A 24714-nucleotide genomic window follows, 5' to 3' on the forward strand; every position below is an offset into this window, starting at 1 on the left:
CAATAATCGGAACCGTTCCCCGGCTCACCTAAATGACGAGATCGCTCAGCAAATGCCCCCTCAAAACGACAATCCCACGGGTTCACTTGAGACCTTGATCGGGTATGCGCTGCGCAAGGCGCAATTGAAGGTGTTCCAGCATCTTGTCAACGAGCTTGAAAAGTTCGACCTCAGGCCCGCACAGTTTTCCGCCTTGGCCATCATCGAGCAGAACCCAGGCCTGGCGCAGGCTGAACTGGCCAGAGCACTCGACATCGAGCCTCCTCAATTGGTGCCGTTGCTTAACAAGCTGGAGGCACGGGCTCTGGCCGTTCGCGTTCGCTGCAAGCCTGACAAACGTGCCTATGGCCTGTTCCTGAGCAAGGCTGGCGAACAGCTTCTCAAGGAGCTGAAAGCCGTCGCGCAACGCAGCGATGAAGCCTCCACGGCAGCGCTCGACAGCACAGAGCGCGCACAGCTACTGGGCTTGCTGCAAAAAATCAATCACCAGCACGCCACCCCCTGACCCTCTCCTCGGCTACCCCTTGATGCAACGCCCCAAGCCTGCCGCTTGGTGGCGCCCTGCACCCGCCTCGAAACCCATCGAATTTTGCCGTTGACGAGTTCGCGCTTGAGAACTACGATCCACAATAGTTAACTTTGATAACTATATTTTCGTACAACAACAATACAAAACGAGAACCTCCATGCCCAAGCCTCTCGAGCGTTACATTGCGTTCAGGCACGCAGCCGCTGTTCCTCGCATGCCTCAGCCTGCCCGGCTCACATCGCCTGACGCCACCCCATTGCCCACCGATGAGGTGGCCGGATGAAACCTTCGCGCAAACGCTTCACCTTCATCACCGTCCTGCTGTGTTTTGTGGTGGCACTGCTGGAGGGCATCGATATCCAGTCCGCAGGTATCGCGGGTACAGGCATCGCCGCTACGTTTGGCCTGGACAAGTCACAGATGGGCTGGGTGTTCAGCGCGAGCATCCTGGGGTTGCTACCGGGTGCTTTTCTCGGCGGGCTGCTGGCCGACAGGGTTGGCCGCAAACACGTGCTGATCGGTTCAGTGATCCTGTTTGGGGTTTTCTCGCTGGTCACCACTGCCACCTCGGACCTGACCGGTCTGCTGGCGGCGCGCTTTCTGACCGGCCTGGGGCTCGGCGCCGCGCTGCCCAACCTGATCGCCCTGTCGTCGGAGTCCGCTGACGACTCGACCAGGGCGACCGCCGTCAGCCTCATGTACTGCGGCGTGCCGCTTGGGGGCGCCCTGGCGTCGCTGGTGAGCGTGCTAGGGGGCATGGAGAACTGGAAGCTGGTGTTTCACCTGGGGGGCTGGGCGCCGCTGATGGTCGCACCGCTCTTGTACCTTCTGCTTCCAGAGTCGGCGGCCTACAAAAGTCACCGGCAATCGAACGCGCCCGCCCGCATCGGCGTGTGGCATGGCCTATTTCGGGAAGGGCAAGCATTCGTGACGCTGCTGCTGTGGGTCAGTTGCTTCTTCACCCTCACCGTGGTGTACATGCTGCTGAACTGGTTGCCATCCTTGCTGATCGGGCAAGGCTTCACACGCCCACAGGCGGGCATGGTCCAACTGCTGCTGAACCTCGGCATGGCGACCGGCTCGATTCTCGCAGGGCTGCTGCTGGACCGCTGGCGCGCCAGCCTGCTCGTCGGCCTGACCTATACCGGCATCCTGGCAGCACTTCTGGCGCTCGGCCTTTCCAGCGGCTTTACCAGCATGCTGCTGGCAGGCTTCGGCGCAGGTTTCTTCGTTCTCGCGGCGCAGCTGATCCTGTATGCGCTGGCACCTCAGCTCTACCCCGCCCAGGTGCGCGCGACCGGTGTCGGGTCGGCGGTGGCCATCGGTCGGCTGGGCTCAATCAGCGGCCCATTGATCGCAGGTCAGATGTTGGCGACCGGCACCAGCACCCCTGGGCTGATGCTGGCGGTTTCGCCTGGTGTGGTGATCGCCGCCGCTGGCGTGATCGTCCTCTTGCGCCAACGCAAGACAAGCCTCCACCCCTCGCCCATTGCGTAAAAACACGCCGCGCCGCCATCGACCGACCGGCGCGGCACCTTGCACTGTTCCCTGTTCGACTAAAACAAGAGGCTTACACATGAAAGGGTTCACTCCTACCTTGCTGACCCTGGCGCTGGCGCTTTCCTCGACGCAGTCCATGGCCGCCGCCGACCTGATCCTGTTCAATGGCAAAGTGTTCACGGCCGAACCTGGCCAGGCGCTGGCCCAGGCGGTCGCAGTGGAAGACGGCAAGATCCTCAAGGTCGGCAGCGACGCAGAGATCCAGCGGCTTGCCGATACCGCCACGCAACGCATAGATCTCGCTGGCAAGGTGCTGATGCCTGGCCTGATCGACAGCCACAGCCACCCGGTGATGGGCGCATTCGACAGCATGGGCGCCAACCTCCACGATGAAATAAAACCCTTGCCAGAGCTCGAGCAATGGGTGGTGGCCGAGGACCAGGCGGGGCGTGCGCGCAAGGCTGACATCGTCAATGTTGCCGGCATCAACTCAGCCTATTGGGAACAAAGCAGCGAACTGGGCAAGATCTTCAACCATGGCCGCTGGGCAGAGCAGCCAGTGGTCCTCAGCGGTGTCGATGGCCATACCGGCTGGGCCAACAGTGCCATGCTCAAACGCCTGAAGATCGATGCGACGCTGGTCAAGGGCCTGGCGGAAAAAGACCGCAGCTTCATCGCCCACGATGCCGACTTCACCCCCACCGGCTTCCTGGCCGAAGGCGGCTGGGACCGCGTACGCAACCAGCTCCCCGCGCCCACTGAAGCGACAATGCTCGATGCGGCCCGCAAGGCCGTAGAGATCAACAACCAGTACGGTGTGACCGCCTGGATGGACGCTGCCGCCAATGCGGGTCATAGCGATTCGACGTTCGAGATGCGCCCCACCGAAAAGGACCTCGGCGTGCTGCCGCTCTACAGCAAGCTGGCACAGAATGGCGAACTCAATGCCCATGTCGCGGCCCTGCTGGTCGCCTACCCCAAAAGCAAACCTGCCGACCTGGAAGTGCTCGGCAAGGTCATGCACAAATACCAGGGCATCCCCAACCTGACCTTCCCGGGCATCAAGATCTTCGCTGACGGCGTGATGGAGTTTCCCGGCCAGACGGCCGCGGTCATCGAGCCCTACAAGAACAGCCAGAAGCGCGGACAACTGCTGATCGACCCGGCCAGCTTCGGCCAACTGGTCGTGGCAGCCGAGCAATACGACTGGATCGTGCATGTGCATGCCGTAGGTGACCGCGCCGTGCACGAAGCGTTGAATGGCTTCGACTATGCCCGCAAGGTCAACCCGACGCCGACGGCGCACAGCATCACCCACCTGCAGTTGGTCGAGGCCTCGGACTTCCCGAGGTTCAAGCAACTGGGCGTCATCGCCTCGATGCAACTGCTGTGGGCCACCGCCGAGAGCTACACCGAGGAGCTGGTCAAGCCCTACATCAGCGCATCCGCCTACCAGCGCCAGTACCCGGCGCACTCACTGCTCAAGGCCGGGGCGACCATCGCCGGGGCCAGCGACTGGCCTGTATCGAGCCCCAACCCTTGGAACGCCATTGCCCAGGCCTCTACTCGCAAAGGCCCCTTCGGCGTACTCAACAGTGCCGAGAGCATGGATCGCGAAAGCATGTTCTACGCCTATACCCTCAATGCCGCCAAGACGCTGCGTCTGGAACGGCAGATCGGCTCCCTGGCACCCGGCAAACAGGCTGACATGATCGTCCTGGACCGCGATGTATTCAACGTCAGCGACCAGGCGCTGTTCGACACCCAGGTCTTGCGGACCTTCTTTGCCGGCAAGCAGGTATACGCCCCCGCCTCCTGACCCCTACACGAAATACGCCTGACTCCCCGCTCCACAGCGGGGGGAACGGCGGAGCCATGACCGTAAAACGTGCTTCGATAACAATAAGGAAAACCGCATGCGCGCTGCACACCCACACCTTTTTTTCGGCCTTGCCTTGCTGTCCCAAGCCTCGCACGCCGTCCCCCTGACTGAAGACATGAACCTTCAGGTCAAACTCAGCGCCCTGAGCGAGTACCGCAGCCGCGGTATCAGCCAGACGCTCGGCGACCCGGCCGCACAACTCGAAATCATCTTGATCCATAACAACGGCCTGTACGCCGGCGTCTGGACCTCCAACGTCGACTTCGGCTCCGCCGTCGATGCCCAAGGGCAACAACAACGGCTCGACACACGCCAAGAGCTTGACTACTACGCCGGCTATTACTGGCAGATCAGTGATGCGATCAGCCTCGACATGGGGTACATGAAGTACAGCTACCCCAAGAACAGCGAGTTCAACATGAGCGAGGCCTACGCCATCTTCGGCGCTTACGGCGCGCAACTAGGCGTCAACTACTCCAGCGATGTCGAAAACTACTTCGGCAAGCATCAGGACACTCTTTATACCTACCTGGGCTACAAGACCCTGCTGCCAGCGGAGGTCGGCCTGGATATGCGCTACGGGCGCAATGACATGAAGGACCCGGCCTTCTTTGCAGGCGACGGCAATACCCGCGATGGCTACCGCGAATGGCAAGTGCGCCTGAGCCGCGAGTTCGTGGGGTTGACCTGGGAGCTGAGCTACATCGATACCGACTTGTCACAGAGTGAATGTGCCCTGTGGTACGGCTATACCGACTCTTGCAGCGCAACCGTAGTCGTTGGCGTAAGCAAGGCATTCTGACGGGACTTTCATCTAGAAAAGACCTATGGCCGATTGCTAGTTTTGACAGCAGCGACACTCGGCTTTTCTGTATTACCTATCACCAATAGGGATCGATAGCCGTCCTCTACATCTGCCAGCTTCCGACCCATTGGTGCCCTTCATACAGGGTAGCAATGGGTCGATGCAGTTGAAAAATTCGGATTTTCGGCTCGCCAGAACTCAGGCATAAAACTGCTTTGATGCGCTGGCGATGCGCTGGTACTTACGCTGCTGTCGGTTAATGCTGCGGATATCCAGAAAAAATATCTCTGCGCTACGCCAGAGCAGCATCCACGCGGTGACGGTAACGACTCCCACGGGGATGGTGCCTTCAATGCCCAGCGCTGTACCTGCCAGCACCAAGGCCAGTGCCAGGCCCAGGAGTGTCAATGCTACCAGTCGTTGGGTGCGAATATCCCCTCTGAGTTGCTCCCTCTTTTCCGCAAAGGTATTGCTGATGGCTTGTTGCAGGCGTTCTCGCTCATCTTCGGGGCAGCGAATGTGCAGACACAGCTCGGGGTGGTACCAGGCGCTATCTGACAGGTAGTCCACCAGCTCGGGGCTTAACTTGGGGTTGTCCGGCGAGGCAAACGGATTGAGGTAATCGCGGGTAATCGTCAGATCGATTTTTTTAGTCATAACGAACCTTTACCTGATTGAGCTGTGGACGGAGAATTTAGTGTTCGAGTTAAAGCTAGTCGCAAGACAACTGCTGTGCCTGATCGGCAGTTGCCAACACTTGCTGACGGTCGCTCACTGCCCGTCGCCTCCTCTAAGATGGAGCTAAGCACGGAGGATAGGGCTCGCTACGAGCAGGCTAGACGGCGGTTGGGGATCGACTGATGAACAAACCCGACCAGGTGCTTTGGTCCATCGAGGGGCCCTGCGAGTTGACTTGCCGCATGTTTTTTATCGATGGAGTCCGTCCGAAACGGAGGCTCCCCTTTAGGGGGATCCTCCGTTTCGGACGGACTTTGAGCAGGGCAACGCGCAACCCATTGCGACGATGCGACTTCGCGCACCTTGGCCAGTCGTGGTAGCAGCTTATCTATCGGTTTCATCGAAATACTCCCGACGGACTTATTCGTCCAGATCATCTTTTGCAGGCAAGCCGATGCCTGACCCGCCGTTTCGCAGGCTCAATGATTGGGGTTGATTAGTTTCCGGACTGAATCAGGAAAGCGTCGATTTCATCTATATACCAACGAAAAATGCGCTGCCTGTAATTGCCCCATCAACGCCACTTTGAAAGCGCGCCCCCCGCTCCTCAACGGATACCGGTCACCGCCACTGCCAGGCCAAGCCCGATCAACGCCAGGCCGATCAACCGGTCCACCAGCATTTGCCGTTCGATCATCGCCTTGCGCAATGCCGGGCTGGAGAAAAACACCGCGACCAGGCTGAACCACAGCCAATGGGCGAAGGACATGAAGGCGCCGTAGGCAAAATCCAGTGCCAGCGGGCTGCCGGGCTGTACCACCTGGGTGAAGGCACTGATGACGAACAACATGGTCTTGGGGTTGAGGGCATTGGTCAAAAAGCCGGTGCGCAGTGCCTGCAGCACGCCGGCAGCCGATTGGTCAATTCCATCAAGGCTGATGCGCCGGGTATTGGTCAGCGACTTGTAGCCCAGGTAGATCAGGTAACCCGCTCCCAGTACTTTCATGACCAGGAACAGCGCCGGGTTCTGGCTGATGATTACCGCGATGCCGAGCACTGTGTACAGCACATGCACCTGCACGCCCAGGGCGATGCCCACGGCCGCGGCCAGCCCGGCCTTGCGGCCCTGCGCATAACTGCTGCGGGTGACCATGGCGAAGTCGGCGCCGGGGCTGATGACAGCCAGGAGGGTGAACAGGGCGACGGCGATGAGTTCGGTCATGGTGAAGGCTCTCGATAGGCGATGAAAATGCACAGACCTGGTGATTATCGAGAGCTTATTGGTTGGGAAAAATCGATTTATAGTGAGGCATATCTGCTAGTTTTTTTCACAGATGTGCATTGCCAGGGCTGGCCTCTTCGCGGGTAAACCCGCTCCTACAGGGATATCACACGCCTCCTGGCCAGCGCTGTACCTGTAGGAGCGGGTTTACCCGCGAAGAGGCCGGAACAGACAAACAGGGATGCCATGAAACTGCCGCCACTGAACGCCTTCCGCTACTTCGACATCGCCGCGCAAACGGAAAGTTTCGTGCGCGCCGCCGAACACCTGCACGTCACCCACGGCGCGGTCAGCCGTCAGGTGCGCCTGCTAGAAGAAAGCCTTGGCGTGGAACTGTTCGAACGCCGCAATCGGGCCATTTTCCTCACTCCGGCCGGCCGTGCCTTGCAGGGCACCACCCAGGCGATCTTCGAACAGCTCGAAGACGCCGTGCAGAGTTTGCAGCAGCAGGCCCACGACAACGTGCTGGTGCTGTCCTGCGAGCCGACCATCGCCATGCGCTGGTTAATCCCGCGCCTGCCCGGCTTCCACGCTGCCCACCCCGGCCTGCAGTTGCACCTGGTGGCCGCAGGTGGGCCGCTGGACTTCGCCCGCAGCGGTGTCGACCTGGCCATACGCCGCGACGATTTTCACTGGGACCGCCAGCTCTACAACCAGAAGGTCTGCGACGAATGGATCGGCCCGGTGTGCCACCCCACCTCCCCTGCCCAGCTTGACGGCCAACGCCTGCTACACAGCACCACCCGCCCCGGCGCCTGGCCCACCTGGCTGCGCCTGAACGGCCGACAGGCCCGGCACAGCGAACGCAGCGACTACGAGCACTTCTACCTGTCGATCCAGGCCGCCAGTGCCGGCCTCGGCTTGGCCATGGCTTCAGCCCTGATGGTGCGCGACGAACTCGACAGCGGCCAGTTGCAGGCGCCGTTCGGCTTTGTGCGCGACGGCTCGGCCTATCACCTGCTCAGCCCGCAACCGCTGGATGACGACGGCAAGCGCCAGCGTTTTGCCGAGTGGGTGATCAGCGAATGCCAAGGCTGCCTGGCTCATTTGGGCTTGATACAAAACGACGAGCCGGCGCCGCCATCGCCACCCCAGGTGCGGTAGCCGGCAGTATCCACATGAATCCGCCCTGACGGATAGCGGCCCAGCCCCATGTTCCAGGCCTGGCCATGCTGCTGCCAGAAGCGGCACAGCGGGTTGGGGTCGGCCCAGGCCGGCAGCAGGATATCCACGGCGAAGGCACGGGTATGGGCGCTGTTGGCTGCCCCGCCGGCGCAGACGTTCAGGCGCGGGTCGCGGTAGGCCGAAACCACCTCGAACTGGCGCAGGATGCCTTGGTCGTCGAGCGTCTTGATCAGCGAGAGGGTCGAGCGTACGTCTGGCCAGTTGGCTGCAGGAGGCACGGCGAAGGGAGACGCGTGGCACAGCTTCCAGTCCGAGGCCGAGCGCAGCAGCTGGTGAATCGGCACCACGCCATAAAGGCGGGCATCCACCAGCATTTCACGGAAGGGCCGCGTTTGGTGATCGCCAGCCCACTGGGCGAACATCCACAGGTCGCGTTCGTCGGCGTGGGCCACCTTGCCTAACGCCAAACTCAGTATCAGCCACCACCACCTTGCACAGCTCATATCGGCGCTCCTGTCCAACGGATCGATACTGATGTTTCAGGTCATTTCATGTGCAACCTCGGGAAACACACTGCATAGCAATTAGCCCCCCACGACCGGCCATTGTCAGCCATCATTGCCCTGCACTGCTCGTCGGCACCTGCTGCTCATTGACTGATCCAGCCATGGTGGCATAATCCCAATCACTACTCAGCCCCGTACGCGATGATTAAATTCGTTGGCTGTTGGGGTGAGAAAACCGGCCTAGTGCCGGTTTTTTCGTTTTCAGGGAAAAGAAAACCTTGCGTACTGCCTGCTTTGTAGATGGCTACAACGTGTTCTATGGCTTGGTGGCAGGCACAAGATACAAGTGGCTGAACCTACCTGCCTTACTGAAGCACATCATTCGCGTCGAACAACCCGACACTGAACTGAAGGCCATCAGTTTTTTCACCTCGGGCGTAAAGCCATCACTCGCCAGCCGCGGCAACCTTTCCAAAGAAGCCCAGGACACCTACCTGCGCGCACTGATTGCGCAAGGTGTAACCGTGCACTACGGGCGGCACCAACTAGAGCCGCGTTGTGCGCCTCGCTTCGTGAACAAGGAAACGCCACCGTCCAGGCTAGACCAGGTGCCCATCTGGAAACTCGAAAAAAAGGAAACGGACGTACACATTGCCATCAGCATGTATCGGCTTGCAGCCCGACAAGCTCAGCTTCCAGCGGCTGAGCGTATCCAGCAACTGGTCCTGGTCTCTGCTGATACCGATCTGACGCCCGCCTTGAGAGCCATACAGGAAGATTTCCCGGATCTGCGGCTAGGCGTGATCCTGCCGCATCGCGAAGGAATGAAGCGAACGCTACCGGGCTCGCTGAGAAACACAGCGCACTGGATGCGCCAGGTCGTAACCGAGGAAGAACTGGCTTCCAACCAGTTTCCGGATCGGGTGCCCACCCAGAAAAGACCAGCATTGAAACCATCGTACTGGTGATGGCGCGGGCCGCTGAGCAATCCGATCTATCGCGAAGATGCCAGCAGAACAGCTACTACTCCAAGGCCCGCAAGCGGTACTGCGGTGGCAACTGGGCAAAGCCGCTGATGGTGGTATCCAGGCTCTTCCAACGCCCATCCTTGATGCCATAGATGCAGCCATGCACTGACAGCTCCTGCCCACGGTGCCAGGCGTTCTGCACGATGCTGGTATGGGCCACGTTGGCCACCTGCTGGATGACGTTCAGCTCGCACAGGCGGTCGACCCTGGCCTCTTCGCTGTCCAGCTTGGTCAGCTCGCCGCGCTTTTCGTAATACAGGTCACGAATCGAACGCAGCCAGCCGTCGATAAGGCCCAGCTGGCGGTCCTGCATGGCGGCGCGCACCCCACCGCAACCGTAGTGGCCGGTCACCAGGATGTGCCGCACTTTCAGCACTTCCACCGCGTACTGGATCACCGACAGGCAGTTGAGGTCGGTGTGCAGCACCACGTTGGCAACGTTGCGGTGGACGAACAGGTCACCCGGCAACATGCCGACGATTTCATTGGCCGGCACGCGCGCATCGGAGCAGCCGATCCAGAGGAACTCCGGCGTTTGCTGGCGGGCCAGCTTGGCGAAAAAGTCGGGGTCGCGCTGGTTGATCGCGTCGGCCCAGCGGGCGTTGTTGTCGATCAGCTCTTGCAGGTCGTGCATGGTCATTGCCTCATCAGGGTTTGCCTGCGTGACAGGGCCAGCCCCTGCAAGGTCAATCCTCAAGCAGGGTGCAGGCCATCACCAGGGCATCTTCGCGGCCGCCGGCAACCGGATAATAGTCGCGGCGGCGGCCGATTTCGTTGAAACCGTAGCGCTCGTACAAACGATAGGCCGACTGGTTGCTGGCGCGCACCTCCAGGAAGCACTCGCGACCATTGAGCTGGTAGGCCCGGGCCATCAGGTGCTCGAGCAGGCGCAGACCCATGCCGCAGCCTTGGTTTTCCGGTTTGACGGTGATGTTGAGCAGGTGCGCCTCATCAATGATCACGTTGATCACGCCATGGCCCACCTGCTGCTGGCCGTCGAACATCAGCCACACTTCGTACGATTTGAGCGCATCCTGAAAGATCCCGCGGGTCCAGGGATGACTGAACGCGGCGTATTCGATCTTAAGCACGGCATCCAGATCCGCCTCGGTCATCGGGCGGAAGCTGATCGAGTTACTCATTCAACGCTCTTCCAGCGCGCCATCAGCTGGCGCATGGCTTTCCAGACGTCCGCCTTGCGCTGCGGCTCGTCCATCAACAGTTCAAGGCCCGGCAAGGCCCAGGCATCGCCCAGGCCATCGAGCTTCAGGGTTTGGTAATAAGCATCGCCGTCGGCATTGGCGGCAAAGCGCAGCGCCGGCAGGCCGACCAGCCACAGGCAGGTGCACGGGGCGTCTTCCAGGCGCGCCTGGACAAAGCCCTGGACAAAATCGCGCGCGGCCCCTGGGCCCTGGTCCATGTTGCCGCGCACCAGCAGCGGCCAGCGCACGGGCTCGCCGATAATCTGCGGGGCATCAGGCAGGCCTGCGGCGCGCAGCATGTCCTTGAGCAGCAAGTAGGACGGGTCGCGGCTCTGGAACGGCTGGCCGGTGGCCAGCTCCACCAGCAGCAGGCAGCTGCCGGCGCGCAGCAGTTGCAGCGAGAAGCGCGGCGGCGGGACCGGGCGCGGTGGCGCTGGCTGCTCCTCGGCTTCGACGGGCTTGGCAGCGGGTTTGGGCACACTGCCCGGGCGCGGGATTTCGATTTTCGGTCGCTCGCCAGAGCGCGCCTGGGGGGCGGCTGGCGCGTCGTTGGCAGCGGGTGCCGGGCGGACGTCGAAGTCGATGTCTTCGACCGGCGCCACCGGCAGCAGCAACTCGGGCCGCGACGGTGCGGCGAACGGCAGTTCGGCGCGCGGCAGCCAATGCACCACTTGCATGGCGGAAAGGAAGGCGCGGCGACGGGGTTCGGTGAGCAAGGTGCGGTGTCCCGAGGGGTGGAGGCAATTGGGCATTCTAACGCTGTTGGCATTCGAGTGCCGCAACTGGTCGGCGGTTTTTTGTTGCCTGTGCCGGCCCTTTCGCGGGTGAACCCGCTCCCACAAGGCGTTGTGCAGTACCTGTGGGAGCGGGTTCACCCGCGAAGAGGCCAGTGAATCCCCTACAGGAATAAAGGTTATCTCTCATTACAGACCAAGGGGTGAAATCCTCCCCCCCGGATGCAGTACAATCGCCCCCTTTTTCTTGGCAACGAGTCGAAGCCAATGATCGAACCCAAGCGCGTCCTGCGCGCCCTAGCCGAACACTGGGCCCTGCTCGAGCCGCTGTGCGAGCGTTTCGACCAGGGCACCCTGAGCCTGGTCGAATTGCGCCAGCATGTGGCCCGCCAGCAGGTCGAGAGCACCCCGCAGGACATCACCCAGCTGCTCGACGTCTGGATCCGCCTGGATATCCTGGTCCCGGTGGCCAAGAGCCCGAACCGTTTCGAGCTCAACGCGCAGATCCACGACTTCCTCGCCTACCTGCGCCGCGAACACCGGCTGGGCCTGTGCCTGGAGATCGAGGCCTACCTGCGCCACCTGGAACGCCTGGCCGGGCACATCCAGGACGCCTTCGACAACCGCGACAGTGACGACCTGGCACGCCAGCTGCGCCTGCTCGACATGCGCGTGCGCGATGTGCTGAAAAAGCTCGACAACGACGAGCAGGCGCTGGTGGCCGTGGCCGAACGGGCCAAGACCAGCAACCGCCAGATCCCGCTGCGCCAGCGTTATGCCGAAGTACTGGCAACCTGGGACGAATACGTCGAGCCGATGATCCAGCTGGTCAACGCCGACGGCGCCTTCGAACAAGGTGTGCGCAAGGTCGAGACCGTGCTGCTGAAGCTGCTCGGCGAGCAGGCACGCCTGGGCCACCTGGTCGACGACGACATGTTGCTGCGCACCCACGCGCGCATCCTGGAAATGCAGACCAGCGCCCAGCTGACCTTGCGCCACGCCCGTGAACTGCTGCTGCCGCTGCGTGAAGAAGCCCGCCGGCACAACGCCGTGACCCGAGGCGCCGCGCTGGCCCTGTCGGTGATCCGGCGCAAAGGCATCGATGCCGTACCGCAAGCGGCCATGCCAATGTTCACCCGCCCGCAAAGCACCTTCCTCGGCAGTGCCAGCCAGGTCGAAGCCTACGTTTACGCCCTGGCCCGCTTCGAGCCCAAGCCGGCGCGCTTCCCCAAGGCGCATAAGCCGCAAGGCGGCGAAGCGCCGCGCGCGCCACGCACAGTCAAGGAAATGCTCGAACGCTGCGAGCAGGCCCTGCCGCTGCCCGACCTGATGGGCTGGCTACTGGAGCAGGAGCCCGAAGGCGCCACCGACGAACTGCTGTACTGGTTCTCGCGCCTGTCTCGAGAAAAGCGCTTCAAGCGCGAACGCCTCGACCGCCGCGAATACACCACCCAGGAGCACCTGGTCAGCCTGCGCTCGTTCGGCCTGACTTCCAGCCGCGAAGCCGCCGCCAGCACGCCTCCAGAATCCAACGCGAGCCCAGCCAATGCATCTTGATCTTTCCGAACTGTCCCAGCTCGCGCCGATCTTCCGCGAGCTGTTCAAAGGCTTCCACGTCAGCCGCCGCGACCCTGAACTGTACGCGCAGCTGTCGAACTTCCAGGACCAGTACCGCACCCTGTTCAAGGCCCTGGGCTTCGAGTTGGTGTGCGACACCCGTGGTTTCTACTACTTCGTGCCGGACATGACCGCCGCGCAGGTCAACAAGACTGCGCAGCGCCTGTCGCTGTTCACCTTCATCCTGGTCGAGCACCTGGCCGACCAGGGCCGCGACCCGATGGCCGTGCTCGATGGCGGCAGCATCGGCCGCGATGAACTGCCTTCGTTGCTGGACAAGTACCGCGACCTGTTCCTGCAGGCCGAAGTGCAGACCGTGGACGAGCTGGAAGAAAAAATCCTGCGCCGTATGACCCAGCTCGGCTTCGCCCATGAGGAAGGCGGCATCTACCGCTTCCTGCCGCCGATGCACCGCTTCCTCGACGTATGCCTTTCGGTGCAGCAGGACCGCGACCTGGCCGCCACCCTGCACAGCGACCTGCCGCTGCCAACCCCGGTACTGGTCGTGGAAGAAAGCCCGGAAGAACTCAACCGCACCGACGACCCGCTCGACCTCACGCCCTTCGACGGTGAGGAAAGCGAAGAGGATGCCCTGGCCCGGGCTATCCGCGAAGAGCAACAGGAGATTGACGCATGAGCCAGGAACGCTACGGCATCCGCCGCTTTGCATTGCTCAACACCGCCGGCTACAGCCTTGGCCTGTTCCCGCTGGAGCACCCGCTGTCGGTGTACGGCGCAAACAACCTGGGTAAATCGGCGTCGATCAACGCCCTGCAGTTCCCGATCCTGGCGCGCATGTCGGACATGAGCTTCGGCAAGTACAGCCTGGAGCAGTCGCGCCGCTTCTACTTCGCCAGCGACACTTCGTACATTCTCTGTGAACTGAGCCTGCCCCACGGCCCACACGTAATCGGTGTGGTCGGCCGCGGCCCGGGCGGCGGTTTTGGCCACCAGTTCTTCGCCTACAAAGGCGAACTGGACCTGGCCCACTACCAGAAGAACGACACCTGCCTGCGCCAGAAAGAGCTGTTCACCAATCTTGAACGCCTGGGGATCAAGGCCTACGAGCTGAAGCCGGATGAACTGCGCCGGTTGCTGGTTGGCGGCCACACCTCGGTGCCGCTTGACCTGACCATGATCCCGCTGCGCTCCACCAGCGAGCAAAGCCTTAAAACCTTCCGCGCACTGTTCATCAACCTGCTGCACATGCGCGAAATCACCGCAGCCAAGCTCAAACAGCTGTTCCTCGATGCCTTCGAGCACAGCCTGCGCTCGGGCAGCGTCGACTACATCGCCGCCTGCGAAGAAGCCTTCCGCGACGTGCGCCGCATGGAGCAGGACTACAACGCCCTGGTCGCTGCCGGCCCGCTGGTCGAAGCCCTGGCCGGTGGTGTGGCCCAGCGCGACATCCTGCGCGGCAAGCTGCACCGCATTTCGCCGGTGCTCGACACCCTGCTGGGCACCTGGCAGGAATACGCCATGGCGCGCAAGGAAGAGCTGGTCATCCAGTCCGAGCACTACCGTGGCGAGCAAGACCGCCTGCAGAACGACCAGCGCGGCGGCACCCAGGAGCTGATGCGCCTGGAGCGTGAAATCACCGGCATCCAGCGCTGGCTGGGCGAGCTGTCGGTGCTCAAGCACCGCTTTGCCCTGGTCGATGACGTCAAGGTGCTGGAGCAGCAACTGCTGGCAGCCAAAGACGCCCACGACGAACTGGCCGGTGCCCTGGCCCAGTCGCGGCAGTTCAGCGCCGAAGACCTCGACGAGCGCGTACGCGACCTGGAAAAACGCCTGAAGCAGGTCAAGCAGCAGCTCGACCACGCCGACAACAACAGCTACGCCCGCCTGCGCGAAGAATTCTCGCAGCAGGATGTCGACCGCCTGATGCGCCTGTTCAACGGCGCGCTGTTCAGCCTGCCGCTGGGCGACCGCGGCATCGAGCTGGAAGACAGCGACCTGTGGGTAAAATCGCTGGAAGCGGTGCTCGACGGCTTCAAGGGCGAGCGTTTCGAAGCCCCGGGCCTGGCCATCGACCTGACCAACATCGACCCGCCGGCACTGCAGGCGCTGGCCGACCGCGCCGCCCTGCGCGACCAGAAAGAGCGCCTGGAAAAAGAGCTGAAGCAGCTCAAGACCCAACAAGCCGTAGCGGCCGACCGCTCCGCCTCCAAGGCGCAGACCGAAACCCTGTACCAGCAGGTGCTGGATGCGCAAAAGGCACTGGAAGACTTCCGCCGCAGCGAAACCCTGGCCGCCGAAGAGCCTGAGAAGCTGGAGCAGCTGTCGCAACTGGAAGCCGCCCAGGACGAACTCAAACGCTCCAGCGACGCCTTCACCGAGCGCGTCCAGCAACTGTCGGCCAAGCTGCAGTTGGTCGGCCGCCAGATCGGCGACCTCGAGTCCAAGCAGCGCACCCTGGAAGATGCCCTGCGCCGTCGTCAGCTGTTGCCGACCGACCTGCCCTACGGTACGCCGTTCATGGAAGCCATCGACGACTCGATGGACAACCTGCTGCCGCTGCTCAACGACTACCAGGACAGCTGGCAAGGCCTGCAGCGCGTCGACAACCAGATCGAGGCGCTGTACGCCCAGGTACGCCTGAAAGGCGTGGCCAAGTTCGACAGCGAAGACGACATGGAGCGCCGCCTGCAGCTGCTGGTAAACGCCTACGCGCACCGCACCGACGAAGCCCTGACCCTGGCCAAGGCCCGCCGCGCCGCGGTCACCGACATCGCCCGTACCCTGCGCAACATCCGCAGCGACTATGACAGCCTCGAACACCAGCTGGCCCTGTTCAACCGCGAGATCAACAAGCGCCAGGTGTCCAACCTGGAAAGCTTCCGTGTGGTGCTGGCGCCGAACAAGGAAGCGCTCAAGCACATCGACCAGATCATCCACAGTGCCGGCCAGTATGAAGAAGGCGAAACCCTGTCGGTGTTCGACCTGACCCAGAGCGCCGATCAGGACAACAAGAACGAAGAGGCCAAGGAGTACCTGGCGCGGCTGGTGGCGGCCAACCACAACCAGCTGGGCCTGAAGGACCTGTTCGAGCTGGCGTTCGAGATTACCAAGGTCAACGGCCAGCCGATCATCCACGCCGACATCGACGGCGCGGCGTCCAACGGTACCACCATGACCATCAAGGCGCTGACCAACATGTACTTGTTGCTGCACCTGATGGACCGTGACCTGGCCGGGCGCATTCGCCTGCCGTACTACCTGGACGAAGCGGCTGACATCGACGAACGCAACCAGGCTGCACTGCTGGAAACCAGCTTGCAGCTGGGCTTCGTGCCGATTCTGGCGAGCGTGAAGCCGCAGGTATCGGCGCGTGTGGCGATCGACCTGGAAGGTGGTAGCGGGCCGAATGGCATCTACATCGACGAGGCGGACTGGAAGTTCATCAGCCGGCTGGATGAGGTGAAGGCGGTTGTGCGTGAGGATCATCAGGCCGAGGAACTGGCCTGATATCGGTGTAATGGGGCCGCTTTGCGGCCCTTCGCGGGTAAACCCGCTCCTACAAGGAATTGCGTAACAGTGTAGGAGCGGGTTCACCCGCGAATGGAGGCCGAAGGCCTCCCGGCGATCTACCAGGCTATCAGTGAGCCCAAGGCAAAATCGGAATCGCCGTCACCGCATTCTGCGGGCTGCCTTCGATCATGCGGTCGCTGTACACCAGGTACACCAGCGTATTGCGCTTCTTGTCGAGGAAACGCACCACCTGCATGGTCTTGAACACCAGCGAGGTGCGCTCCTTGAACACTTCCTCGCCATCCTTCAGCTCACCCTTGAAGTTGATCGGCCCGACCTGACGGCAGGCAATCGACGCCTCCGCCCGATCTTCCGCCAACCCCAACCCACCCTTCACGCCGCCAGTCTTCGCCCGCGACAGGTAGCAGGTCACCCCCTCGACCTTGGGGTCGTCGAACGCCTCGACCACAATACGGTCGTTCGGCCCGAGGAACTTGAACACGGTGGACACCTGGCCGATTTCCTCGGCCCCGGCCAGCATCGGCAAGGCCAATGCTGCTACGGCAATCATCCTTTTCAACACAAGTGCGCCCTCAGACCAGAACCAGGTTGTCGCGGTGCACCAGCTCTGGCTCCGCGATGTAGCCCAGGGTGCTTTCGATGGCATCCGACGGCTGGCCGATGATCTTCTGCGCCTCCAGGGCGCTGTAGTTGGCCAGGCCGCGTGCCACTTCAACACCGTCCGGGCCGACGCACACCACCATCTCGCCACGGCGGAAGCTGCCCTGCACGGTCTTCACGCCCACCGGCAGCAGGCTCTTGTTGGCCTGGCGCAGGGCCTGTACGGCACCTGCGTCCAGCACCAGGGTGCCACGGGTTTGCAGGTGGCCGGCCAGCCACTGCTTGCGCGCAGCGAGCATGCCGCGCTCGGGCGACAACAGGGTACCCAGGCGCTCGCCCGCCTTCAGGCGGTCCAGCACACGCTCGATACGGCCACCGATGATGATGGTGTGGGCGCCGGAACGGGCGGCCAGGCGTGCGGCGCGCAGCTTGGTCTGCATGCCGCCACGGCCCAGTGCACCACCGGTACCACCGGCCACGGCATCCAGCGCCGGGTCGTCGGCACGGGCTTCGTAGATCAGCTGGGCTTCGGGGTTGTTGCGCGGGTCGGCGTCGAACATGCCATCGCGGTCGGTAAGGATCACCAGCAGGTCGGCCTCGACCAGGTTGGCCACCAGCGCCGCCAGGGTGTCGTTGTCGCCGAAGCGGATTTCGTCGGTGACCACGGTGTCGTTTTCGTTGATCACCGGCACCACGCCCAGGTCGACCAGGGTACGCAGGGTGCTGCGGGCATTCAGGTAACGCTTGCGGTCGGACAGGTCGTCATGGGTCAGCAGGATCTGCGCGGTGTGCTTGCCGTGCTCACCAAAGCTCGATTCCCAGGCCTGCACCAGGCGCATCTGGCCGATCGAAGCAGCCGCCTGCAGCTCGTTCATCGCGCTCGGTCGCGACGTCCAGCCCAGCTGGCTCATGCCGGCAGCCACAGCCCCGGAAGAGACCAGTACCAACTCCACGCCAGCCTCACGCAGCGCGACCATCTGCTCGACCCAAACGGCCATGGCACCGCGGTCGAGGCCCTTGCCATCGGCGGTCAGCAGAGCACTGCCAATCTTCACGACCCAGCGCTTGGCGCCCGTCACCTTGCTTCGCATCTTCTTCCAACCTATGTCGAATCTATAGATACCGTGGATACAAAAACGCCGCTCCAAAGAGCGGCGTTTAGTGTACTGCAACCGATCAGTCGCGCACGTAAATGATTTCCGGGCCGTCTTCGTCGTCCTCGAAATCATCGTCCCAACCGTCATCGTCGCCGATGTCGTGCACGCTCTTGACGCCGGTGCGACGCAGGGTACGCGCGTCGTCCAGGGCCTGCAGCTGGGCACGGGCTTCGTCTTCGATGCGCTGGTCGAGGTCGGCCAGCTCTTCGGCATAGGCCGGGTCGTTGGCCAGGCGGTCGGCGCGGTCTTCAAGGTAGCGCATCAGGTCGTGGCTGAGCTTGTCGGTACCCTGCTTGGAGATAGCCGAAATCACGTAGACCGGGCCTTCCCACTCCAGGCGGTCGATCACTTCCTGAACGCGCTCATCGCGCTCGTCGTCCATGACCATATCCGACTTGTTCAGCACCAGCCAGCGCTCACGCTCGGCCAGCGACGGGCTGAAGCGGGTCAGCTCGTTGACGATCACTTCGGCGGCATCGGCCGGGCTGCTTTCGTCCAGCGGCGCGATGTCCACCAGGTGCAGCAGTACGCGGGTACGCGCCAGGTGCTTGAGGAAGCGGATACCCAGGCCGGCACCGTCGGATGCACCTTCGATCAGGCCAGGGATGTCGGCGATGACGAAGCTTTTCCAACGGTCGACACTGACCACGCCCAGGTTTGGCACCAGGGTGGTGAACGGGTAGTCGGCCACTTTCGGCTTGGCGGCCGAGACCGAGCGGATGAAGGTGCTCTTGCCGGCGTTTGGCAGGCCCAGCAGGCCAACGTCGGCCAGCACTTTCATTTCCATCTTCAGGTCGCGCTGGTCACCCGGCTTGCCTGGGGTGGTCTGGCGCGGCGCACGGTTGGTGCTGGACTTGAAACGGGTGTTGCCCAGGCCGTGCCAGCCGCCTTGGGCGACCATCAGCTTCTGGCCCGGGGTGACCAGGTCACCGATCACTTCCTGGGTGGAAGCATCGATCACGGTGGTGCCGACCGGTACGCGCAGGAACAGGTCTTCACCCTTCTTGCCGGTGCAGTCGGTGCTGCCGCCATTGGAGCCGCGCTGGGCTTCGTGGTGACGGGTGTAGCGGTAGTCGACCAGGGTGTTCAGGTTTTCGTCGGCGACCATGTACACCGAGCCGCCGTCACCACCGTCACCGCCGTTGGGGCCACCGTTCTCGATGAATTTTTCGCGACGGAAGCTCATGCAACCGTTGCCGCCGTCACCGGCCTTGACCCGAATCGATACTTCGTCAACAAACTTCATTAAAACCGCCTCTCGTCGGTAGACGAGCTGAATGACTCAAAAACATGAGGCTCTTGCAAAAATGAGCGCGGCGGCCCCGTACGACCGTAGAAACCAACGCCGGCAACCCAGACAAACAGCTTTGCAAGAGGCTCACCACAAACGAAAAAGCCCCGTCGCATGACGGGGCTTCTGGAGCGACGTCGCGATTAAGCGGCGACGATGCTCACGTAACGGCGCATGAACTCGCCTTTCTTCTCGAACTTGATCACGCCTTCGATCTTGGCGAACAAGGTGTGGTCCTTGCCCATGCCAACGCCGTAGCCAGCGTGGAACTCGGTGCCGCGCTGACGGACGATGATGTTGCCTGGCTTGATAACCTGGCCGCCATACATCTTCACGCCAAGGCGTTTAGATTCTGAGTCGCGACCGTTACGAGTACTACCACCAGCCTTCTTGTGAGCCATGGTTCAATTCTCCAAATAAATTCAGGGGATCTAGGGGATTAAGCCTGGATGCCGGTGATTTTGATCTCGGTGAACCACTGGCGGTGGCCCATACGCTTCATGTGGTGCTTACGACGACGGAACTTGATGATGCGAACCTTGTCGTGGCGGCCTTGCGAAACGACTTCGGCCACTACTTTAGCGCCAGCAACAACTGGAGCACCGATGGTGACTTCTTCACCGTTGGCGACCAGCAGAACGCGATCGAAGGTCACGGATTCGCCAGTGGCGACTTCCAGTTTTTCGATCTTGAGGAATTCACCTTCAGCGACTTTGTACTGCTTGCCGCCGGTAACGATTACTGCGTAAGACATGGTATTTCTCCGATAATCCTGCTCACCCAGCGCTTTATATGATGAGTATTGGCTGGCATGGCTGCACAGGGCTGGAACGGCCCGGTGCAATTGCGTAAGGCAGGTGCTGCCCAGGAAGTTAGGGTGCGCGATTGTACGCAACCGCGGTTTTGCTTGCAAGTACCGCCCCCGGCCAGCCGGCACCGCGCCTTGACACACCGGGACCTGCGACCTAGCATGCCGCGCAACCTCACTGGAGCAGCCGATGCAACCCCAAACCTTCTACCGCGCGGTGGCTGATGATTTCAGCGCCGTCGACGAGATCATCAAGAAGCAGCTGACCTCGCGCGTGCCGCTGGTATCGAAGATCGGCGACTATATCACGTCCGCCGGTGGCAAGCGCCTGCGCCCCCTGCTGGTACTGCTGTGTGGCAAGGCCCTGGGCCGCGAAGGCGACGACCTGCGCCTGCTGGCCGCCACCATCGAATTCCTGCACACCGCCACCCTGCTGCACGACGACGTGGTCGACATGTCCGGCATGCGCCGTGGCCGCTCCACCGCCAATGCCCTGTGGGGCAACGCGCCGAGCGTGCTGGTGGGCGACTTCCTTTATTCGCGCTCGTTCGAAATGATGGTCGAACTGGGTTCGATGCCGGTCATGCAGATTCTGTCCAAGGCCACCCGCGTGATTGCCGAGGGTGAAGTGCTGCAGCTGTCGCGGGTACGCGATGCCAGCACCACCGAGGAAATCTACATGGAGGTCATCCGCGGCAAGACCGCAATGCTGTTCGAAGCTTCGACCCACAGCGCCGCCGCGCTGGCCGAAGCCAGCGAAGAGCAGCGTGAAGCCCTGCGCACCTTTGGTGACCACCTGGGCGTGGCCTTCCAGCTGGTCGACGACCTGCTGGACTACAAGGGCGACTCGCAGACCCTGGGCAAGAACGTCGGTGACGACCTGGCCGAAGGCAAGCCTACCCTGCCACTGATCTACACCATGCGCGAAGGCACCGCCGAACAGGCTGCGCTGGTGCGCCAGGCGATCCAGAAGGGTGGCCTGGAGGACCTGGAGCAGATTCGCGTGGCGGTCGAAGAGTCGGGGGCGCTGAAGTACACCGCAGAGCTGGCGCGTGACTATGTGAAACGGGCCATTGCCTGCCTGGAAGTGCTGCCGGCCAGCGAATACCGCGATGCGCTGGTTGAGCTGAGCGAGTTTGCGGTGGCGCGTACGCACTGACAGACCGAGTCGCCTTCATTCGCGGGTAAACCCGCTCCTACAGGGCTAGCGCAATCCGCAAAGGTAGCGCGAAGCCTGTAGGAGCGGGTTTACCCGCGAAGCTTTTTGTCCGGACATAATCCCTTCAGGAAAAATACCTTTTACAATGTGGGCTCTTAACCGCCCGTCTGTTTGTTTGAGGAACCGAAGTGAGCACTCTGCCACCCTGCCCAAAATGCAACTCCGAATACACCTATGAGGATGGCACTCAGCTGATCTGCCCTGAGTGCGCCCATGAGTGGTCGGCCAGCGGCGACGCCGAGGCGGCCAGCGATGAGCTGGTGAAGAAGGACTCGGTCGGCAACATCCTGCAGGACGGCGACACCGTCACTGTAATCAAGGACCTCAAGGTCAAGGGTTCGTCCCTGGTGGTCAAGGTGGGCACCAAGGTCAAGAACATCCGCCTGTGCGACGGCGACCACGACATCGACTGCAAAATCGACGGCATCGGCGCCATGAAGCTGAAGTCCGAGTTCGTACGCAAAGTCTGATTACACAAAAATCCGGCAATTGGCGCTTGCTATTCTGGTAATAAGAATTATTCTCATTGGAACTGCTATCCAAGGAGAATAGCCATGACTTATCTGATCGACGCCTGGCTGGACCGCCCTCACCCCTACCTGCGCATCCTTCATCGCGAAACCGGTGAAGTGTGCGCGGTGCTTGAAGAAGAAGCGCTCGACGAGCTGCGTGACCAGGGTGACCTGGACATGAGCGGGCTGAATTCGAGTGAACCGGGGGTGCTCAAGGAGCTGGTACGGAACCTGTTTCTGTTCTGCTATGCGCGGGCGTTGCGCCCTGGGGGAACGGATTGGAATTGAGGCCAGCAGGGCCGGCCTCTTCGCGGGTAAACCCGCTCCTACAGGGGTACGCATACCCATTGGGCAACGCGTCTCGTTGTAGGAGCGGGTTTATCGAGGCGTCGAACCGCCGCGAATGGGCCGCAAAGCGGCCCCGGGGGCATTACAGAACGTCGAGCAGCTCGACGTCGAACACCAGTACGCTGTGCGGCGGGATGCTGCCAACGCCTTGGGCGCCGTAGGCCAGCTCGCTCGGCACGTACAGGCGCCATTTGCTGCCAGCGTTCATCAGCTGCAGGGCTTCGGTCCAGCCAGCAATCACGCCACCAACCGGGAATTCAGCCGGCTGGCCACGCTCGTAGGAGCTGTCGAACACGGTACCGTCGATCAGGGTGCCGTGGTAGTGCGTGCGCACGTTGTCTTCGCGGGTCGGCTTGGCGCCTTCACCGGCGGTCAGTACTTCGAACTGCAGGCCCGAAGCCAGGGTGGTGATGCCTTCACGCTTGGCGTTTTCGGCCAGGAATTCCTTGCCAGCACCGGCAGCGGCTTCGGCCTTGGCAGCAGCTTCAGCTTGCATCACGTCACGGATGACCTTGAAGCTGGCCGACAGGTCGGCTTCGCTGACGCGGCTGTCGGCGCCGTTGAAGGCGTCGGTCAGGCCAGCCAGGATGGCTTCCAGGCTGACGCCTGGTGGTGGGTTGTCGCGCAGTTGGCCGCCCAGCTGACGGCCGATGCCGTAGCTGACGCGGGTTTCGTCGGTGGACAGGTTGAGTTCGGACATTGTCGTGCTCCACTGCAGGGCGCAGTGCAGCCGCGCCCTTGATGAAAAGGGCGAGCAGCCTAGCACACTGGGGCGCTGCGAGCAGCTACCAGGCCGAACGCTGGGAAATCGGCACCTTCAGGTCTTCTTCGGGGTGCGTGCCCATACCGCACATCTCGTCCTGCACCGACCAATGCACCAGGTTCATCGAGACCATGGGGATGGTTTGCAGCAACTTGCGCGCATCCTCCACCGAGTGCACGCGCAGGCGCTGACCGCGGGGGTCAGACAAGGGGTGGGCGTGGCCTTTGACCCGGGCCTCGAGCAGGTAGTCACCGCCTTCGATGGCGATCAGGTTCAGTTCTTCGACATGGCCAGCCCTGGCCTCGGTGTTGAGCTGATGCAGGTTCATGAGAGCACCTCGCTGGTGGAACCACGCATGAGAGCTCATTTTTTGTACGGATCGGGTGATTGCACAAGACATTACTGACGCCGCTCGTCAGTTGGACCGCGTCGCCTGCTTCGCGGGTAAACCCGCTCCCACAGGTACTGCACAAGCCTTTAACCCTGCGCAATGCCTGTGGGAGCGGGTTTACCCGCGAAAGGGCCCGAACAGGACTCAGTGCTTGGTCAGCTTGTCCAGGTAACCCATGCAGAATGCCGAGACCACGAAGGTCATGTGGATGATCACGTACCACATCAGGTAATCGGTGGAGATGTTCTGGGCATCCATGAACACCCGCAGCAGGTGGATGGACGAAATTGCCACGATCGACGCAGCAACCTTCATCTTCAGCGACGAAGAGTCCATCTTACCCAGCCAGTTGAGCTTTTCCTTGCTCTCGTCGATGTCCAGTTGCGAGACGAAGTTCTCGTAGCCGGAAATCATCACCATCACCAGCAGGCCGCCCACCAGCGACATGTCGATCAGCGACAGGATCACCAGGATCAGGTCGGCTTCGCTCAGGGCAAAGACGTTGGGCAGGACGTGGACCACTTCCTGGAAGAATTTCAGCGCCAGGGCCAGCAGGCCCAGGGACAGGCCGAAGTAGATCGGAGCGAGCAGCCAGCGCGAGGCATACATCGCGTTTTCGAGAATACGTTCCATGGAGGGTTTGGGACTCGTCAGGTGACTGAAAAACGACGGCGAGTATAGCCAGCCACCTGTTACAGCAAAAGCCCGGTGAATGGGGGCTGCTGTGCAGCCCATCGCGACGCAAGGCCGCTCCTACAAGAGATCGCGGTCCCCTGTAGGAGCGGCCTTGCGTCGCGATGGGCCGCAAAGCGGCCCCAACAATCGTTCAAGTCTCAGGATGAAACTGGTAATCCCCCAGATTCCTGCACCGCTCGCCATTGATCCGCCGCAACTGCGCCTGCAAATGCAAACACCAGATCTGCGGGTCCTCGGTCACCTGATAACCATGCAAAGTCAGGCTATCGACAATGGCATTGAGCACCGACTCGGCCACCAGCGGCCCATGGAACGGCCCTTGGGCCTTGATTGCGGAGGGTTGCTCACCGGCCATGCCAGCGGCAAACAGCAGCGTCCACATGCCGTTGTCCCCGGCCAGTGGGCGGATGCTGCATTCGATGCGGGTCACCAGGCCCAGGCACTGGCGTGTGAGGCTGAGGTTGCGCATGGCCGCGTCCCCTCCAAAGAGCCTTGTTCAGCCTGAACATCAGGCTGTTTCCATCCTGAACGCTGTACCGTCCTTAAGTT

27 protein-coding genes are annotated in these 24714 nt (G+C 61.9%); 12 read left to right on the forward strand and 15 right to left on the reverse strand.

Annotated features, from left to right (window positions below):
* Window positions 1–52: 52 nt before the first annotated feature.
* From ACIP1G_RS06420 to ACIP1G_RS06435, 4 genes are all read left to right on the forward strand, one after another.
* Window positions 53–505, forward strand: coding sequence for a MarR family winged helix-turn-helix transcriptional regulator (locus ACIP1G_RS06420; RefSeq protein WP_400734792.1), 453 nt, complete (start codon window positions 53–55; stop codon window positions 503–505).
* Between the two features lie 303 nt (window positions 506–808).
* Window positions 809–2026 carry a 3-(3-hydroxy-phenyl)propionate transporter MhpT gene (gene mhpT, locus ACIP1G_RS06425; RefSeq protein ID WP_400734794.1) on the forward strand — a complete coding sequence of 406 codons (1218 nt, stop codon included), beginning with the start codon at window positions 809–811 and terminating at the stop codon, window positions 2024–2026.
* A 79-nt stretch (window positions 2027–2105) separates the two neighbouring features.
* Window positions 2106–3848: an amidohydrolase gene (locus ACIP1G_RS06430; protein WP_400734796.1), complete on the forward strand. Its 1743-nt coding sequence runs from the start codon at window positions 2106–2108 to the stop codon at window positions 3846–3848.
* Window positions 3849–3945: 97 nt separating this feature from the next.
* On the forward strand, window positions 3946–4713 hold the full coding sequence (locus ACIP1G_RS06435) for a TorF family putative porin (RefSeq protein WP_400734797.1): 768 nt from the start codon (window positions 3946–3948) through the stop codon (window positions 4711–4713).
* Window positions 4714–4914: 201 nt separating this feature from the next.
* Here ACIP1G_RS06435 and ACIP1G_RS06440 read toward each other — a convergent pair whose 3' ends face one another.
* Window positions 4915–5373 (reverse strand): hypothetical protein, encoded by a 459-nt coding sequence (locus ACIP1G_RS06440; RefSeq protein ID WP_400734799.1) that lies wholly within the window; start codon window positions 5371–5373, stop codon window positions 4915–4917.
* 628 nt (window positions 5374–6001) lie between these two features.
* Entirely contained in the window at window positions 6002–6616 is a 615-nt protein-coding gene (locus ACIP1G_RS06445; protein ID WP_400734800.1) for a LysE family translocator, read from the reverse strand.
* Between the two features lie 246 nt (window positions 6617–6862).
* On the opposite strand from ACIP1G_RS06445, the gene ACIP1G_RS06450 reads away from it, so the two are divergent.
* Window positions 6863–7780 carry a LysR substrate-binding domain-containing protein gene (locus tag ACIP1G_RS06450; protein WP_400734802.1) on the forward strand — a complete coding sequence of 306 codons (918 nt, stop codon included), beginning with the start codon at window positions 6863–6865 and terminating at the stop codon, window positions 7778–7780.
* On the opposite strand, the gene ACIP1G_RS06455 is transcribed toward ACIP1G_RS06450, so the two are convergent.
* Window positions 7720–8304, reverse strand: coding sequence for a D-Ala-D-Ala carboxypeptidase family metallohydrolase (locus tag ACIP1G_RS06455; RefSeq protein ID WP_400734803.1), 585 nt, complete (start codon window positions 8302–8304; stop codon window positions 7720–7722). The genes ACIP1G_RS06450 and ACIP1G_RS06455 overlap by 61 nt on opposite strands.
* Window positions 8305–8585: 281 nt before the next feature.
* Here ACIP1G_RS06455 and ACIP1G_RS06460 point away from each other — a divergent pair, with 281 nt between their 5' ends.
* Window positions 8586–9275, forward strand: a complete 690-nt coding sequence (locus ACIP1G_RS06460; protein ID WP_400734805.1) for an NYN domain-containing protein — start codon at window positions 8586–8588, stop codon at window positions 9273–9275.
* 55 nt (window positions 9276–9330) lie between these two features.
* Here the strand turns inward: ACIP1G_RS06460 and can are convergent, their stop codons facing one another.
* From can to ACIP1G_RS06475, 3 genes are read right to left on the reverse strand one after another with little or no spacing between them, the layout of a single operon-like run.
* Window positions 9331–9969 carry a carbonate dehydratase gene (gene can / locus ACIP1G_RS06465; protein WP_400734806.1) on the reverse strand — a complete coding sequence of 213 codons (639 nt, stop codon included), beginning with the start codon at window positions 9967–9969 and terminating at the stop codon, window positions 9331–9333.
* 52 nt (window positions 9970–10021) lie between these two features.
* Window positions 10022–10477, reverse strand: a complete 456-nt coding sequence (gene rimI, locus ACIP1G_RS06470) for a ribosomal protein S18-alanine N-acetyltransferase (RefSeq protein WP_400734807.1) — start codon at window positions 10475–10477, stop codon at window positions 10022–10024.
* Entirely contained in the window at window positions 10474–11253 is a 780-nt protein-coding gene (locus ACIP1G_RS06475; RefSeq protein ID WP_400734809.1) for an energy transducer TonB, read from the reverse strand. The genes rimI and ACIP1G_RS06475 overlap by 4 nt, the downstream gene beginning before the upstream one ends.
* Window positions 11254–11538: 285 nt before the next feature.
* On the opposite strand from ACIP1G_RS06475, the gene mksB reads away from it, so the two are divergent.
* The 3 genes from mksB to mksF are packed head-to-tail and all read left to right on the forward strand — an operon-like array spanning window position 11539 to window position 16356.
* Window positions 11539–12828, forward strand: a complete 1290-nt coding sequence (mksB, locus tag ACIP1G_RS06480; RefSeq protein ID WP_400734811.1) for an Mks condensin complex protein MksB — start codon at window positions 11539–11541, stop codon at window positions 12826–12828.
* Window positions 12818–13525 carry an Mks condensin complex protein MksE gene (mksE, locus tag ACIP1G_RS06485; RefSeq protein ID WP_400734812.1) on the forward strand — a complete coding sequence of 236 codons (708 nt, stop codon included), beginning with the start codon at window positions 12818–12820 and terminating at the stop codon, window positions 13523–13525. Before mksB ends, mksE begins: the two co-directional genes overlap by 11 nt.
* Complete coding sequence (gene mksF / locus ACIP1G_RS06490; RefSeq protein WP_400734814.1) at window positions 13522–16356, forward strand: Mks condensin complex protein MksF; 2835 nt, start codon at window positions 13522–13524, stop codon at window positions 16354–16356. The genes mksE and mksF overlap by 4 nt, the downstream gene beginning before the upstream one ends.
* A 130-nt stretch (window positions 16357–16486) precedes the next feature.
* On the opposite strand, the gene ACIP1G_RS06495 is transcribed toward mksF, so the two are convergent.
* The 5 genes from ACIP1G_RS06495 to rplU form a co-directional block, all read right to left on the reverse strand.
* Window positions 16487–16930, reverse strand: a complete 444-nt coding sequence (locus tag ACIP1G_RS06495) for a CreA family protein (protein ID WP_085617292.1) — start codon at window positions 16928–16930, stop codon at window positions 16487–16489.
* A 22-nt stretch (window positions 16931–16952) separates the two neighbouring features.
* A complete protein-coding gene (gene proB / locus ACIP1G_RS06500) occupies window positions 16953–18071 on the reverse strand; it encodes a glutamate 5-kinase (protein WP_400734816.1) in 1119 nt (372 codons plus the stop codon).
* Between the two features lie 85 nt (window positions 18072–18156).
* Window positions 18157–19383: an Obg family GTPase CgtA gene (cgtA, locus tag ACIP1G_RS06505; protein ID WP_132846718.1), complete on the reverse strand. Its 1227-nt coding sequence runs from the start codon at window positions 19381–19383 to the stop codon at window positions 18157–18159.
* A 188-nt stretch (window positions 19384–19571) separates the two neighbouring features.
* Window positions 19572–19829, reverse strand: coding sequence for a 50S ribosomal protein L27 (gene rpmA, locus ACIP1G_RS06510; protein WP_003247464.1), 258 nt, complete (start codon window positions 19827–19829; stop codon window positions 19572–19574).
* Window positions 19830–19867: 38 nt separating this feature from the next.
* Window positions 19868–20182, reverse strand: a complete 315-nt coding sequence (rplU, locus tag ACIP1G_RS06515) for a 50S ribosomal protein L21 (RefSeq protein WP_003247466.1) — start codon at window positions 20180–20182, stop codon at window positions 19868–19870.
* Window positions 20183–20426: 244 nt separating this feature from the next.
* On the opposite strand from rplU, the gene ACIP1G_RS06520 reads away from it, so the two are divergent.
* The 3 genes from ACIP1G_RS06520 to ACIP1G_RS06530 all read left to right on the forward strand — a co-directional run bounded on the left by ACIP1G_RS06520 (window position 20427) and on the right by ACIP1G_RS06530 (window position 22255).
* Window positions 20427–21395, forward strand: a complete 969-nt coding sequence (locus tag ACIP1G_RS06520; RefSeq protein ID WP_400734818.1) for a polyprenyl synthetase family protein — start codon at window positions 20427–20429, stop codon at window positions 21393–21395.
* Between the two features lie 188 nt (window positions 21396–21583).
* Window positions 21584–21925, forward strand: a complete 342-nt coding sequence (locus tag ACIP1G_RS06525) for a zinc ribbon domain-containing protein YjdM (protein WP_346643356.1) — start codon at window positions 21584–21586, stop codon at window positions 21923–21925.
* A gap of 84 nt (window positions 21926–22009) precedes the next feature.
* Complete coding sequence (locus ACIP1G_RS06530) at window positions 22010–22255, forward strand: hypothetical protein (RefSeq protein ID WP_003256316.1); 246 nt, start codon at window positions 22010–22012, stop codon at window positions 22253–22255.
* A gap of 142 nt (window positions 22256–22397) precedes the next feature.
* Here ACIP1G_RS06530 and ACIP1G_RS06535 read toward each other — a convergent pair whose 3' ends face one another.
* The 4 genes from ACIP1G_RS06535 to ACIP1G_RS06550 form a co-directional block, all read right to left on the reverse strand.
* Entirely contained in the window at window positions 22398–23015 is a 618-nt protein-coding gene (locus ACIP1G_RS06535) for an FKBP-type peptidyl-prolyl cis-trans isomerase (RefSeq protein ID WP_201201723.1), read from the reverse strand.
* A gap of 85 nt (window positions 23016–23100) precedes the next feature.
* Window positions 23101–23406 (reverse strand): DUF6482 family protein, encoded by a 306-nt coding sequence (locus ACIP1G_RS06540; protein ID WP_400734820.1) that lies wholly within the window; start codon window positions 23404–23406, stop codon window positions 23101–23103.
* Window positions 23407–23613: 207 nt separating this feature from the next.
* Window positions 23614–24102: a TIGR00645 family protein gene (locus ACIP1G_RS06545; RefSeq protein WP_003247486.1), complete on the reverse strand. Its 489-nt coding sequence runs from the start codon at window positions 24100–24102 to the stop codon at window positions 23614–23616.
* Window positions 24103–24295: 193 nt separating this feature from the next.
* Window positions 24296–24634 carry a hypothetical protein gene (locus tag ACIP1G_RS06550; protein WP_400734822.1) on the reverse strand — a complete coding sequence of 113 codons (339 nt, stop codon included), beginning with the start codon at window positions 24632–24634 and terminating at the stop codon, window positions 24296–24298.
* Window positions 24635–24714: the final 80 nt, after the last annotated feature.

This window comes from Pseudomonas sp. NPDC089392, assembly GCF_044749595.1.
GTDB lineage: Bacteria > Pseudomonadota > Gammaproteobacteria > Pseudomonadales > Pseudomonadaceae > Aquipseudomonas.